A 14,465-nucleotide genomic window follows, 5' to 3' on the forward strand; every position below is an offset into this window, starting at 1 on the left:
GATCGAATTTAAATAAGCACGAATACTTGCAGGGTGTTTAGCAATTGTATCGAATTTCACGAATTTTGATTAGGCGCTGTTTGTGAAATTAGTGTCCTTATAATTTTTAAGTCGCCAGGCCGGTATTCGTGCTATTTCGAAACATTCGTGAAATTAGTGTTTATATGAAAAAACTGATATTAACCGCTTTGATGGCAACTGCTTTAGCAGGCACGGTAAAAGCGCAAAATAAATTCAACGCTGCTGACTTTAAGGCCGGCCTGGGCAAAACCGGCACGTTATGCGATACCGTTTATTCGCTCAAAATAGTGAGCGATACACTTACCCTGCTTAACATGGGAGGTACTTATCCGCATCAAAAATACACCATCGCCATAAAGGGTAATAAAGTAACGTTAGACCTCCCGAATATTAAGCGCAAGGCGATTTGTGTTACCGGCGTTTTCGAAATGTTTAAAGAGCAGCCCGAAGTAGTGGCCAGCCGCCCGGAGCAAATTGAAGTGCATTAGTGCAAGAATCAAGAAATTAGAATCAAGAGTTAAGAAAAAAAGCATGGCGGAAAAAATTTACCGGTGAAGCTTACTTCGCCGGTAGGCCGCGGGCGTTTGCCCGGTTTTTAATTTAAATACACGGTTGAAGGCTGCCTCTGATTGATACCCCACGTTTGCCGCAATTTCGGCTACATTGTTCTTATCCATCAGTAACAACTTTTGAGCTTGTCTTATACGCCAGTTGGTAAGGTAGCTTAACGGCGTTTCGTACACTAATTTTTTAAACTGGTTAAAGAAAACAGACCGCGACATCCCAACCTCCAGTGCAAGAGAATCCAGCGTCCAATTGTTTTGGGGCGAGTCCTGCATCAGTGTCAGCGCCTTGCTGATCCTTGGTTTGTTTAATGCCGAAAGAAAGCCACTTTGGGGTGCATCCTGTTCTAAATACGCCCTGATGATATTCACGAACATAATTTCGGATAAGCACTTCAGCATTATCCTGCTCCCCGGCTTCTCGTTATTGAGTTCGTTCAGCATTAACTGTGCAACCTGCTTTACCAGCAGCTGGTTTTCGGTCACATATTGCCTGATATGAATAACTGCCGGCAAATCCTTTAAAAAGGGATGTAGGGCCTGGTAATCAAATTCAAAATGGCCGGCTATCAGGGTGGTTACATCGCCCCCGCTATTAAAAACAGGTATTCCCGCCCTGCGGGCCTTCACAAATTCCGGCGATGGCATACGCAGGCTTGTTGGGTTATCGGCTATCCAATGGGCACTACCATGAGGCACAAATACAAGGTCGCCTTCGTTCATTTCTATTATACGGCCGTCGGGTGTGCCAATGCTGCAACTGCCGCTCACCAACCGCCAGAATTGCGAATTATCGTCTTTAATGATATCCAGTCCCCATGGGGCCGAAAGCGGGATTTTGCTGTAAACAACACTCCGCAGGCTGGTTGCATCTAATATTGTACTTAAAGCGTCCATTGTAAATTGATACGATTAAGCAAATATATAGCACTATTTAATGCTTTTAGTATTGCATGGCAAGTTAATTTTGTATTATCAAAATCAGAAAAAAAATGACAACACAGGAATTAGCTGATAGCTACAATGAACTTTTTCAACAACGGAAAGTAACAGAGATTTACGAACAATTGTATAGTGCCGATATAGTTTGTACCGAACCGGAACATGCTTTGGCCATGGGCGTGCCCACCGTTACTAAGGGTATTGAGGCGGTTTTGGCAAAATCAAAAGCCAGGCAGGAACTTATAGCCGAAGTACACAGCTTTTTTTGCAGCCAGCCAGTGGTGGGCGGCAACTTTTTTAGCGTAGCCATGGGCCGGGACATGACGCTGAAAAATGGCCAAAGGCTACAATTGGCAGAAATAGCCGTTTTTGGCGTAAAGGATGATAAGATAATATCCGAAACGTTTTTTTATTAAATCGCTTAATTTCATCGCATAAAGACGCCAGGACGCAAAGAAAAATTAAGAATTACTTCGCGTCCCGGTGTCTTTGTATTAAAGCCGTAAATACCACGCTAAATAAAAAGGGACGTTTCAACCTAATGAAACATCCCTTTTTATTCTGTCTTAATTCTTGACTCTAATCTCTTGATTCTTCTTTAAAACTCTTTATATAAACCAAAAATGGCCTGTCCCTCGGTCATGGCCTGGTTAGTAACCGTGCGGCCCAATACAAGGGGACGGTCGGTGTAAGTGATTTTTGGTCCGGCAGAGTTAACATAGTTAGCTTTCAGGAATAAACCCCATCCTGCGCCTGTATTTAAGCGGATGGCCGCGCTGCCGCCATAAGCAAAAGCAAATTTAGTTGAACTATGTTGAAAAAACTCGCCTGTTTGCGCATCAACCCCCTGTATCTGCACAGCAACGGTAGGTGTGGCGAAGCTTTTTATTGCGCCGGCAGAAGCTCTGAAGTCGAACGAAAATGCATGCCATACAACGGTGTATTGCGGGCCCAATAATATATTAAGGCTGCGGTAGCGTTTGTTGGCAGTAACTATCGATCCATCGGCTACATAACTGTCCGTATACCCCTGCGAAATCTTTTGGTCATCATCATAAGTTAGGTTACCCTGGTCCTGGTAGGTTACAGTATATCCTAATGCTGCGCGCTTAAAAAAGTAATGTGCACCATCTAAAGAATATACCAGGCCTTTTTTGGCAAAACCCGATTTGTTGTTGCTGTAATCGGTTGATTTAAAATCGCCATAAGGCCTTGACTGGCCAAATCCCAGGCTTAAATAACTTTTAGATTTTTCGGAAACCGTTTCGTCATCCTGCACATCCTGCGCATTTGATTTAAATGCCATCAGCATAAAAAAAGCTGCAGCCAATAATGTAAAAGTTTGTTTCATGTTGTAATAGTCCTAATAAAATAAATCTGGTTTGCCAAAACCCTGCTTATTTGGTTTAGCAAACGCCTAAAAAAGTGCATTATTATAGCCAATGGCACTTATGTTAAAAAACGGGCATCAGCAGATAATATACACGCCATATTCGCGCAAACGCGGTTAAGGCAACAGCTACAGCCGCTTTTAGTTACAGGGCGCTAATATAGCTTGCCCCGGTCAATTAAACAGCAGCAAAGGGCAAAATTAACAACTTTTAACCTTTAATGGCCTAAATCATTTGTGCCTGTGTTGTGCAAATCACTATCTTTAGTTCCCTGTAATTTAAATGGAGATGAAAAGAACACCCTGCTTACTTGCATTAGCTGTTTTATTTTACAGCTATTCCCACGCGCAACAAATGACTATTAAAACACTACCATATCCCAAAACAAAAAAGGTTGATACCGTTGATACATACTTTGGTACCCAGGTGCCCGACCCCTATCGCTGGCTGGAAAACGACCAGGCGACAGATACAAAGGCATGGGTAAAAGAAGAAAACAAAGTTACCCAGGATTACCTGAAGCAGATACCCTATCGCGAAGACATCCGCAAACAGTTGGAAACATTGTGGAACTACGAGAAATACAGCGCTCCTTTTAAAGAGGGGCAGTACACTTATTTTTATAAAAACGACGGACTGCAAAGCCAGGCGGTTTTATACAGGCAAATTGGCGATAGTGGCAAGCCCGAGGTATTTTTAGATCCTAATAAATTTTCGGCCGATGGCACTACATCTTTACAGGGTATAGATTTTACCAAAAACGGCGAGCTGGCAGCCTACCAGATCTCGGAGGGCGGATCGGACTGGCGCAAGGTTATTGTGATAAAAACCAGCGATAAAAGTGTAGTTGGTGATACCCTTATTGATGTAAAATTTAGCGGCCTGGCCTGGAAAGGCACCGATGGTTTTTATTACAGCAGCTATGACAAGCCAAAAGCAGGCAGCCAGCTTTCTGGCCTAACACAGTACCACAAGTTATTTTACCACAAACTGGGCACGCCGCAAAGTACCGATAAGCTGACATTTGGCGGCGAGAAAACCAAACGCCGCTACATTGGCGCTTACCTTACCGAGGATGAACGCTTTTTGGTGATAACCGCTGCCACATCAACCACCGGCAATGAGTTGTACATTCAGGATTTGAGCAAGGCCGATAGCCCTATAGTTACCGTGGTTGATAATTTTGATAACCAGCATAATGTATTGGACAATGTGGGCAGCAAGCTGTATATCCTGACCAATATTTATTCGCCAAATTTTAAAATAGTTACCGTTGATGCCGCAACTCCTGGCGTAACCCATTGGAAGGATTTGATACCCGAAACAAAAAATGTTTTAACGACAAGTACTGCCGGGGGCAAAATTTTTGCCGAATACCTGAAAGATGCGACCTCCTTTGTACAACAATACAGTATGGATGGCAAGCTGGAACGAACCATCACCCTACCATCGGTTGGTACTGCGGGTGGCTTTGCAGCCAAAAAAGAGGACAAGGAAACCTATTATACTTTTACCAGCTACATATACCCGCCAACTATTTTTAAGCTGGATATAGCTACCGGGCAATCAAGTATCTATAAAAAATCGGGCGTACAGTTTGATCCCGAACAGTACGAATCGAAACAGGTGTTTTACGCATCGAAGGATAAAACCAAAATCCCGATGATCATCACCTATAAAAAAGGTACGGTGCTAAATGGCCAGAATCCTTTAATGTTATATGCCTATGGCGGTTTCGGCGTGAGTTTAACTCCGGCGTTCAGCACGTCGAATATTATATTGTTAGAGCATGGCGGTATTTACGCGGTGCCAAATTTGCGCGGGGGTGGCGAGTACGGCGAAACCTGGCATAAAAAGGGCATCAAAATGAAAAAACAAAACGTTTTTGACGATTTTATTGCAGCTGCCGAATACCTTATCAAAAACAAATACACGTCTAAAGAGCACCTGGCGGTGTCCGGCGGCTCAAACGGTGGCCTGCTCATCGGGGCTATGCTTACCCAGCGGCCCGATTTGTTTAAGGTAGCTTTCCCGGCCGTAGGCGTTATGGATATGCTGCGTTACAATAAATTTACAGCCGGAGCGGGCTGGAGCTATGATTATGGCACAGCAGAAGACTCGAAGGAAATGTTTGACTACTTGTACAAATACTCGCCCTACCACGCCCTTACGCCACGTGAATACCCGGCAACAATGGTTACCACGGCCGACCATGACGACCGTGTTGTACCGGCCCATTCCTTTAAGTTTGGCTCGCGGCTGCAGGAATATCAAAAAGGCCCCGAGCCGGTACTTATTCGCATTGAAACCAACGCCGGTCATGGTGCAGGCCAATCCACTGCGCAGGTAATAAGCGGGCAGGTTGATAAATGGGCCTTTATGTTTTGGAACTTAGGCGTGAGGTGGTAGTTCATTGGTTCATTGGTGAAGAGTTGGAAGAAGCCCTGGTGGCATTTGAGGTAAATTAATATATGAAGCGTTATTTTTTGTTTGTCGCCGTTTTTCTATTTAGAGGATCGTTCTGTTTTGCCCAAGATAAAAAGCCCAACCTTAACATTGTATTTATTGGTAACAGTATAACACAGGGCGTTCAGCTGGCTACGCCTGAAGATGCCCCGCCGGCTACGGCTATTGCGTATCTGCGTCAACAAAAAGATTTAGGCGCCGTTGAGTTTAGCAACCAGGGCCACAGCGGCTACACCACCCTTGATTTTTTGCCGGGAACTAACACCTTCACCAAAGTAGAGGAAGCGGCCGGTGCATTTACTGATAAAAATGCGTTACTGATATTTTCGGTTAAGCTGGGCACTAATGATAGCGCCATCCAGGGGCCTCATGGTGCGCCCGTATCTCCAGACGATTATATCCAAAATGTAAAAACCATTATCGATAAATTGCTTACGGATTTCCCGGCGGCTGTTGTCATATTACAGCACCCCACTTGGTACAGCCCCAACACCCAAAACGGAGCCAGGTACCTGCAGGAGGGGCTATCGAGATTACAAAGTTATGTGCCTAAATTAGATAGCCTTACCCAAAGCTACGGCGCCATTAATCCTAAACATGTTTTTACCGGCGATAAAAAAGCATTCAAATATTTTAAGAAACGTCACCTTACGTTGCTGATTCCCGAAAATGGGAAGCAAGGTATATTTTACCTGCATCCCAATAAAGCGGGAGCCATTGCTTTGGGCGAATTTTGGGGTAAGGCGATTGAAAAAGTAGTAAGGAAAAACTTTGAGGAATAGGTATGATAAAAAAGGTTTCGCGGAAGCGCTTTTTGAAAAACTATCCAAACTTTGCGGTGGCGAGCCCGTACCGCAATAAATATTTCTTCCCCGAAACGTACAACAGCTATATACTGTATGCCGAAAGCCGGTCGACCATAGGCTTGTGCAACAATGTTTCGGCCGGAACTACTGCCTTAATCAAAGGCATGGGTTTTCAGGAGATGTTCTTTTTAGGCGATACCACATCGCCATGGCTATTTCGTGATCATGATTATAAGCCCGTTAAGCAAGGTTTGGATTATTTGGTTCAACAGAATATTAGTAAAAGCTTTAACGGGGCTATTAACGTTAATAAAATTAACTTTTCTGTTTTTTTGAAGCACCTGTTTTGGTTGGTGCGATGTAACGGCGTAGTATTTTCCCCGCATTTTAGTGACGCGCAATTTAACGTTATCATGAGTATATGCCATTACGGCAATATTCACCTGAGTACTTTAAATGAAACAACCGACCAATTGTTAAACACCTCGGTTTTAAGTACCGGGCTAAAGTTTTTAAAGAAAGAAAGATGTATCAGCTATAAAATTCCACATCGGATTAGTACTTATGTATAAATGCTGAGGCTTAAATATATCGTTTTAGTGTACCGTACCATGAGTTGCCGAAAATCCATCATTTACATTATTGCCATATGCCTCCTTATTTTTGCGTGCAAACCAAAGCCGGCAGATCATATATCTTCATTAACACCTCCAGTCGGGCCACAAATTAAAAACATATTCTACACTAACCCCTCGTTTAAAGTAATCCATGTTTTTGTTGCCTTATGCGATAATAAATACCAGGGGATAGTACCCGTACCGCCCAAAATAGGCAACGGACAAGATCCCGAAACCAATTTGTACTGGGGATGCGATAACGGCGTGCGCACCTATTTTAAACGAAGCAAAGATTGGCAGCTGGTTAAAAAACAAAAGGGCAAAAAGATGATCATAGAGCGGCTGATATTTAAACACCGCACCCAAAACGTTTTCCTGGTTGCCGATGCCTGGGACGGGCAAGCCATTGAAAAAACAACCGAGGACTTTTTGTTTAGTTGTGCCGGGCAGTTAAAGGATACCATTCGTTATAAAAAACAAGTGATAGGAATTGATGGCAACGCCCAATTACTGGCTTATATAGGGCACGATGGGCTGATGGATTTCGGGCTGCCTAATAAGTTTAAAAACGTTGATGGCAAAACCCGGGATTGTATAATACTGGCCTGCATCAGCAAAAAATACTTTAGCGGCTTTATTATCCAGGCCAAAACTACCCCCCTGGTTTGGACAACCGGCCTGATGTGTCCCGAGGCCTACACTTTACACGATGCCATTGCCGGGTACATTAAAAATGAATCAAATGAAGCAATCAGGACAAGATCCGTATCTGCCTACGTAAAGTATCAAAAATGCAGCGTGAATGCCGCAACCAATTTATTGGTATCGGGCTGGTGACTTTTTTTACTTCGCAAGCTCGATCGCTATTTCAACACAAGGCTCTTCGCCGGTTTATGCTTTGAAGTTGTTGCATCCCGCCTTTTACCTTTCACCCTTAACCTTTCCCCTATTTGTTAACAATCTTTTTTTGAATTGTAAGGCTATTCTCTCAACTTCGCAGTCCGAAATTTGATGTATGATATCGCATTCTAAAAAAATAGCTTCCGAGCTTTCCATATCCGAAAAACAGGTAAGTGCAACAATGGCATTACTTGATGAAGGAGCAACAGTACCGTTTATTTCCCGCTACCGCAAAGAGGTTACCGGCACGCTCGACGAGGTGCAGGTGGCCGAGATACGTGACCGCGCCCAGCAACTGCGCGACCTGGATAAACGACGCGAAGCGATCCTGAAGTCGCTTACCGATATGGGCAAACTAACGCCCGAACTGGAAAAACAAATAAACGAAGCCGAAACCATGGTTTCGCTGGAGGATATCTACCTGCCCTATCGCCCCAAACGCAAAACCCGCGCTACCGCGGCCCGCGAGAAAGGTTTACAACCCCTGGCCGATTTGTTGCTTGAACAACGCAAAGCCGACCTGCAAACAGAAGCCGCTGTTTTTATTGATGCCGAAAAAGGCGTTAACAGTATTGAAGAAGCATTGGCCGGCGCAAGGGACATTATTGCCGAAACCATTAGCGAAAATGCCGAAGTGCGAACCCGCATTCGCGAGCTTTTTATAGAGAAAGGTACTTTTCAATCCAAAGTAATTGATGGTAAAGAGGTAGAAGGTATTAAGTATAAAGATTATTTTGACTGGACCGAACCGGTAAAGTCGGCCCCGTCGCACCGCATATTGGCCATGCGCCGCGGCGAAAAAGAGGAAATTCTTTGGCTGGATATAAAACCAGTGGAAGAAGAAGCCATTGCCGCGCTGGAAGATAGCTTTGTAAAGGCTAACAACCCATCTGCCGACCAGGTGAAACAAGCCATTGCCGATGGTTACAAACGCCTGCTGAAGCCATCGATGGAAACAGAAGTACGCCTGTTTACCAAAAAGAAAGCCGATGAAGAAGCTATCCGTGTATTTGCCGAAAATGCACGTCAGTTGCTTTTAAGTGCTCCGCTTGGCCAAAAACGGGTTATGGCTATTGACCCTGGTTTCCGTACCGGCTGTAAGCTGGTTTGTTTGGATGAACAGGGTAAATTATTGGAGAATACCGCTATTTACCCGCATACCGGGGCCGGGCAGGCGCGTGAGGCAGAAAAGACAGTTCAGTATTTATTTGATAGGTATAAAATTGAGGCCATTGCCATAGGCAACGGCACCGCCGGTCGTGAAACGGAGCTTTTTGTGCGTAACCTTAACCTGCCCGGCGTAGCCATCGTAATGGTGAACGAAAGTGGAGCTTCTATCTACTCTGCATCTGATGTAGCCAGGGAAGAGTTTCCGGATAAAGATATTACCGTAAGGGGCGCCGTATCTATAGGCCGCCGTTTGATGGATCCGTTGGCCGAGTTGGTGAAGATTGACCCAAAATCAATCGGTGTAGGCCAATACCAGCATGATGTGGATCAGAATAAGCTGCAAACCTCGCTGGATGATACCGTGATGAGTTGCGTGAATGCGGTTGGTGTAGAACTGAACACCGCTTCAAAACAAATTTTAGCCTATGTATCGGGCCTGGGCCCACAGTTGGCACAAAACATTGTGGATTACCGCGACCAGAACGGGGCTTTTAAACGCCGCGATCAGCTTAAAAAAGTACCCCGCCTGGGCGAAAAAGCGTTTGAACAAGCGGCAGGTTTCCTGCGCATCCACCATGCCGAAAACCCGCTGGATTCAAGTGCGGTACACCCCGAACGCTATAGCTTGCTGGAGCAAATTGCTAAAGACATGAAGTGCACAGTGAAAGATTTGATGGGCGATGCCGCTATCCGCAGAAGCATTCCGCTGCAAAAATATACATCGGAAACAGTGGGATTACCAACGCTGAACGATATTATGGCCGAGCTGGCCAAACCCGGTCGCGACCCGCGCGAACAGTTTGAAGCCTTTAGCTTTACCGATGGTGTAAATGCAATTGGCGACCTTAAAGTGGGCATGAAGCTACCCGGCATCGTCACCAACATTACCAACTTTGGCGCCTTTGTTGATATCGGCGTTCACCAGGACGGATTGGTACACCTAAGCCAGATTACCAACCGCTTTATTAAAGATCCTAACGAAGTGTTGAAAGTTCACCAGAAGGTTGAAGTAACCGTAACCGAGGTTGACGTTAACCGCAAGCGGATTGCCTTATCGATGAAAGAAAACGATAAAAGCGAGCCAACGGCCAGAAGGAATGATGACAGAAGACCGGCCGGCGGAAACAACAAGCCCAATTTCAACAGGAAACCACAGGAAGCCCCAGAGACGGACATCGCCATTAAACTGGCGGCATTAAAAAACAAGTTTAAGTAAAGCAGTCTTCCCCCCTTTTTGCTGTTTCGCGACGGCAAAAAGGGCTTTTAAAGTAAAAGCCAGGAGAGGGAGCTACCGCGAGTAGCCATTAGGGAATTTGTCGCGTTTGAGATAACCAGGTTAGTGCAATTCAATTTAAGAACTTAGCCGTGGCTGGTAAAAGTACTATCTACAATTAAGCGGATAACGTCATCAATTTCGGCACTTACGGTGAACAGGTGCTGAATGATTTGTTCGTTTTCGGGGTTAAAAAAGTTTTCTTTATCCATGATGCTGATCAATCCCATCATACTGGCAACAGGCCGCCTTATTTCATGCGAACTGAGCGAGGCAATATTTCGTAAGCGCTCGTTTTGATCAATCAGTTCCTGTTCAATTTTAAGGCGCCGGGTAATATCGCGGGCAAAACAACCTACTCCAATGATATCGCCCCGTTGCGTATAAATGGGGTTGAAGCTTACCTCAAAATATAATGGGGCTTTTGTTTGCCGATCAATGCTTTCATTAGTGATGGTGTATTGTTCGCCAAGTAAGGCCCGCGAATAATAGGCTATCCACTGTTTGTGTATCTCGTCGCTATAGCCTTTATTCAGGTATGAATGCTCCCCGGCCATAGGTTCAACCCCGGTTAAATGTGTTGTTTCCCTGATGTAAGCATCATTCATATATACATACCGCATCTCCCTATCAACCGACCAAATATGGTCATGCGTGTTGTTTATCAGGGCCTCTAAGCTTGTTTTTGTCCAATGGGCTTCTTCCTGGGCCCTGCGCTCATCGCTGATATCTTTAACGTATATGGTAATGCCTTCGGCAGATGGGTAGGCCGATGTGCTTAGCCACTTGTCAATCGGTTCAAAATATTCGGTAAACTTTACGCTCTCGCGCTTTTCAATCATCTCATAATATGCCTTGCCAAAGCCCGAATCCATAATTTCGGGGTATACGTCCCAAAGCACATTGCCCAGCATTTCCTCCCGCGGAGTGTTGGTCATTTTTTCGAATGCCGAGTTTACCTTAACAAACCGCCATTCATTATCGATAATAAAAAACGAATCGGTTATACTTTCAATAAAAGCATCCAGCTTTTCGGCGGCCTCTTTTATTTCCTGTTCAATTTTAAGTTTGGCGGTAATATCCTGGCCTATTCCCTGTACCTCGCATACCTGGCCGCTATCGTTGGTAATAGATATAAACTCCCAATCGGTATCATGAAGCCCGCCCCATACATCCGGTTTTTTGTGCAGCAATTTTACAATTTTGCCGGGGTTGCTTACACAATTGACAAATGCCTCTTCGCACAAATGCAGTTCCTGCGGTATAGTGGTAATTGAAAAATGTTGTCCTATCAGTTCGATTGCATTGTAACCAAAGGTTTTTAAAAACTGTTTGTTAACAAAACTATAGCACCCCTTAGTATCTATCCTTATCAAGAAATTGGTTTGCGAATCAATCAGCGAGCTTAAAAACTGCTCGCGGCGCCTGGCTTCGTCCTGGTATTGCAGCTTGGGGGTAACATCGGTAGCAATTGATAAAATGCAATTGCGCCCTTTATACTTTATACCAAACCAGTTAACGTCGGCATAAATAATTTGGCCGTTTTTGTTTGAATGCTTCCATATACCTGCCCGGTTAAAATCGTCGGCGCTTATTTCAAAGTTTTCATTTTCGCTTAAATATGTTTTTAAGCTCCCAATTTCCTCCGGCGGGCGTATGTCGCTAAGCGTCAATAATAAAAACTCATCTTCGGTGTAGCCATAATGCACTATAGCAGCATGGTTAACTTTTAAAAAACGTAGTGTTTGTTTATCAACTATCCATACCGGGTTGGCGTTTTTGTAAAACAAATCGCTAAAAAGGCTATCCTCTGTGGCATCGCTGGCGGTAAGCTGTGTTTGCGCACTAATGGTGCTTACTAAAACTTTATGATTGGTAGTCTCGTCAATTACAAGGCTCTTTTTATCAACAATGCCCCTGGTTGTGTTTTGCGGTGTATTAATAAGGTAATTAAGTTCAACCGAGTCATTTATACCCAGGCTGGCAACCGCAGTTTCTATGTCCACGCGCTGCGTTTCGCTTATCATATCCGGCCACAGCCTGTTGTTGCCAAGCAGCTGCGCAGCGGTAATGCCTAAAATATTAATTATAGCCGGGCTAATGAAAAGGTATCTCTGTTCATCGGTATCAAAAATAATTATACAATCGATTGTGGCAGCGTAGATATGGTTCGGCATGCTTGAAATAGCCTCTGGCTTATTGTATAAAGTTAATGTATTTATATTAAAGTAATTAACTATCTATTCAATAATTTATCGGCAACATCCTGCCAGTTGTTTACCCTTTCAAAACCATCAATCAGCACGTTATGCGGCGATGTATACAACAGTTTGCGCCCGTTAAAAGTTACAAAGTTTTTAATGCGGTCGTCAATCATAATATCAACATCCAGTATTTTGTGCCCGCAAAAAATAATGTTCGTCCATGATATAAAGGGGAAGTGTTCCTCCAGCCAGGCCTGCTTATCCTCCAGCGAATACTTAAACTCCATAGCTGCCGATGCTATGTATACATAGTAACGTTCCATAAGTGCTTTTACTACCTCTTGGCTTCCGGGCATTACTTTAATATCCCTGAAAAAACCGCGCTCGTTAACATAAGGCCTTACTGTGCTGCTCAGGTGCGGCGGCAGGGCCTGCCCAATTTCCATGCCGTGCATATCGGCCAATATTACCTCATGGCTGTGGCGCTGTTTATACAGTTCAATAAATTTATCAATGGTATCTGCCAATACCTCGTCCATGTCAATGGCAATGCGTGGTTTCCGGGTGATGCTCATGCCGGTAATTTGCAAAATTTAAAGTGTGAAATCAAATGTGCGATAATAATATTCAGTAGCCCAATGTTGCTGCTGCATGTTGCTGATTGGCAGTAATTTGCCCTCATTCGTGCAATTGGGAAAAATTCGTGCAATTCGTGTTTTTTTCTTCATAATAATTTATACCTTTGCATCCCCGCAGAAAGTACTCCGGGGACATGTTGAATACATAAAATAAAGAAATGGCAACTAAAATCAGACTGCAAAGACACGGTAAAAAAGGAAAACCTTTTTACTACATCGTAGTAGCAGATGCCCGCGCTCCACGCGACGGTCGTTTTATTGAGCGTTTAGGTTCATACAACCCAAACACCAACCCTGCAACTATCGACATTAACTTCGACAAAACTTTAGAGTGGGTTAACACTGGTGCCCAGCCTACCGATACTTGTCGTGCTATCCTTTCATACAAAGGTGTGCTGTACAAAAAACACTTAGAAGGTGGTGTTAAAAAAGGCGCTTTAACTGAAGAACAAGCTGCAGAGAAATTTGCTGCCTGGACTGATGCTAAAGAAGGCAAAATCACCGGCAAAAAAACCAGCCTGGTAACTGCAAAAGACGAAGCCCGTAAATTGGCTTTGGCTGCTGAGGCTAAAAAGAAGGAAGAAAAAGCTGCTGCAATAGCTGCTAAAAATGCTCCTGTTGCCGAAGAAGTTGCTGCTGAAGAAGCTCCGGCTGAAGACGCAGAATAATTTTTAAGCGAAAATCAAGAATTAAGAGTCAGGAATCAAGACAGCTGCAAAGCTTCATTAATGATTTTAACTCAATGATCAACAATGGCGAAGCGAAAACTTCGCCATTGTTATTTAACAACATTTTATGAAAACCGAAGATTGTTTCAGGGTTGGAAGCATACTGAAAACCAAGGGCCTTAAGGGCGAAATGCAGATATATGTAGATTTTGATAGCCTGGATGCTATTAAATTTGACGCCCTTTTTATTGATATGGCCGGCAAAATGATCCCTTATTTTGTACAATCTATCAAGTACCTGCAAAAAAGCAATGCCTACTTGTTTTTAGAAGATGTGGATACCATCGAAAAAGCAAGCCTGCTGGTAAAACGCGACCTGTACCTGCCCAACAAACTGAAACCTAAAAAGAAAAAAGCCGAATTTACCCTGAACGATGTAGAAGGTTTTATGGCTATCGACGAAACCCACGGCGAACTTGGCGAAATAACCCAGGTGCAGGAATATCCGCAGCAACTGATAGCTACGGTGATGTTTAAAGGAAAAGAGGTGCTTTTTCCGCTAAATGTCGAGATCATTAAAGGGATTGATATCGAGGCCAGCGAAATTTACATCGATTTGCCCGAGGGGTTGCTGGATGTTTATTTGGAGGGATAGGTTTGAAGTATCAAACTAAGGAATATAACTTTAAGCCTGCTTTATGCGGGCTTTTTCATTGAAGTAAAACACCAGGTTTATTAGTGCCTGTTTCAGCCGAGGTACGTTTATTTTTCATTTTTAATGAGTTTTACAACTGAAGTTCCAAAAG

Annotated in this window: 13 protein-coding genes; 9 read left to right on the forward strand and 4 right to left on the reverse strand. The window is 44.0% G+C overall.

Annotated elements, in window-relative coordinates; genetic code table 11:
- Positions 1 to 164 precede the first annotated feature (164 nt).
- The gene (locus AC1DU2_RS02145) at positions 165 to 509 is read left to right on the forward strand and encodes a hypothetical protein (protein WP_477366850.1); all 345 of its coding nucleotides are present in this window, start codon (positions 165 to 167) and stop codon (positions 507 to 509) included.
- A 57-nt stretch (positions 510 to 566) separates the two neighbouring features.
- Here the strand turns inward: AC1DU2_RS02145 and AC1DU2_RS02150 are convergent, their stop codons facing one another.
- Positions 567 to 1,481: an AraC family transcriptional regulator gene (locus tag AC1DU2_RS02150; protein ID WP_477382551.1), complete on the reverse strand. Its 915-nt coding sequence runs from the start codon at positions 1,479 to 1,481 to the stop codon at positions 567 to 569.
- A 95-nt stretch (positions 1,482 to 1,576) separates the two neighbouring features.
- On the opposite strand from AC1DU2_RS02150, the gene AC1DU2_RS02155 reads away from it, so the two are divergent.
- The gene (locus AC1DU2_RS02155; protein ID WP_477382552.1) at positions 1,577 to 1,942 is read left to right on the forward strand and encodes a SnoaL-like domain-containing protein; all 366 of its coding nucleotides are present in this window, start codon (positions 1,577 to 1,579) and stop codon (positions 1,940 to 1,942) included.
- Between the two features lie 182 nt (positions 1,943 to 2,124).
- Here the strand turns inward: AC1DU2_RS02155 and AC1DU2_RS02160 are convergent, their stop codons facing one another.
- The gene (locus AC1DU2_RS02160) at positions 2,125 to 2,877 is read right to left on the reverse strand and encodes a hypothetical protein (RefSeq protein WP_477382554.1); all 753 of its coding nucleotides are present in this window, start codon (positions 2,875 to 2,877) and stop codon (positions 2,125 to 2,127) included.
- A 328-nt stretch (positions 2,878 to 3,205) separates the two neighbouring features.
- Between AC1DU2_RS02160 and AC1DU2_RS02165 the strand changes: the two genes are divergently transcribed.
- The 5 genes from AC1DU2_RS02165 (at position 3,206) to AC1DU2_RS02185 (ending at position 10,092) form a co-directional block, all read left to right on the forward strand.
- A complete protein-coding gene (locus AC1DU2_RS02165) occupies positions 3,206 to 5,326 on the forward strand; it encodes a prolyl oligopeptidase family serine peptidase (RefSeq protein ID WP_477382555.1) in 2,121 nt (706 codons plus the stop codon).
- Positions 5,327 to 5,388: 62 nt separating this feature from the next.
- On the forward strand, positions 5,389 to 6,165 hold the full coding sequence (locus AC1DU2_RS02170) for a GDSL-type esterase/lipase family protein (RefSeq protein WP_477366865.1): 777 nt from the start codon (positions 5,389 to 5,391) through the stop codon (positions 6,163 to 6,165).
- Between the two features lie 2 nt (positions 6,166 to 6,167).
- Positions 6,168 to 6,761 (forward strand): hypothetical protein, encoded by a 594-nt coding sequence (locus tag AC1DU2_RS02175; protein WP_477382556.1) that lies wholly within the window; start codon positions 6,168 to 6,170, stop codon positions 6,759 to 6,761.
- Positions 6,762 to 7,643 carry a hypothetical protein gene (locus AC1DU2_RS02180; protein WP_477382557.1) on the forward strand — a complete coding sequence of 294 codons (882 nt, stop codon included), beginning with the start codon at positions 6,762 to 6,764 and terminating at the stop codon, positions 7,641 to 7,643.
- A 178-nt stretch (positions 7,644 to 7,821) separates the two neighbouring features.
- A complete protein-coding gene (locus tag AC1DU2_RS02185; protein ID WP_477382559.1) occupies positions 7,822 to 10,092 on the forward strand; it encodes a Tex family protein in 2,271 nt (756 codons plus the stop codon).
- Between the two features lie 143 nt (positions 10,093 to 10,235).
- Here AC1DU2_RS02185 and AC1DU2_RS02190 read toward each other — a convergent pair whose 3' ends face one another.
- The gene (locus tag AC1DU2_RS02190; protein WP_477382560.1) at positions 10,236 to 12,326 is read right to left on the reverse strand and encodes a PAS domain S-box protein; all 2,091 of its coding nucleotides are present in this window, start codon (positions 12,324 to 12,326) and stop codon (positions 10,236 to 10,238) included.
- A 59-nt stretch (positions 12,327 to 12,385) separates the two neighbouring features.
- A complete protein-coding gene (locus AC1DU2_RS02195) occupies positions 12,386 to 12,928 on the reverse strand; it encodes a 5' nucleotidase, NT5C type (protein WP_477382561.1) in 543 nt (180 codons plus the stop codon).
- A gap of 221 nt (positions 12,929 to 13,149) precedes the next feature.
- On the opposite strand from AC1DU2_RS02195, the gene AC1DU2_RS02200 reads away from it, so the two are divergent.
- Together AC1DU2_RS02200 and rimM are read left to right on the forward strand one after the other, a co-directional pair.
- Positions 13,150 to 13,659, forward strand: a complete 510-nt coding sequence (locus tag AC1DU2_RS02200) for a 30S ribosomal protein S16 (RefSeq protein ID WP_477366883.1) — start codon at positions 13,150 to 13,152, stop codon at positions 13,657 to 13,659.
- A 127-nt stretch (positions 13,660 to 13,786) separates the two neighbouring features.
- Complete coding sequence (gene rimM / locus AC1DU2_RS02205) at positions 13,787 to 14,314, forward strand: ribosome maturation factor RimM (protein WP_477382562.1); 528 nt, start codon at positions 13,787 to 13,789, stop codon at positions 14,312 to 14,314.
- Positions 14,315 to 14,465 lie beyond the last annotated feature (151 nt).

The organism is Mucilaginibacter sp. P4_C11 (genome assembly GCF_056402115.1).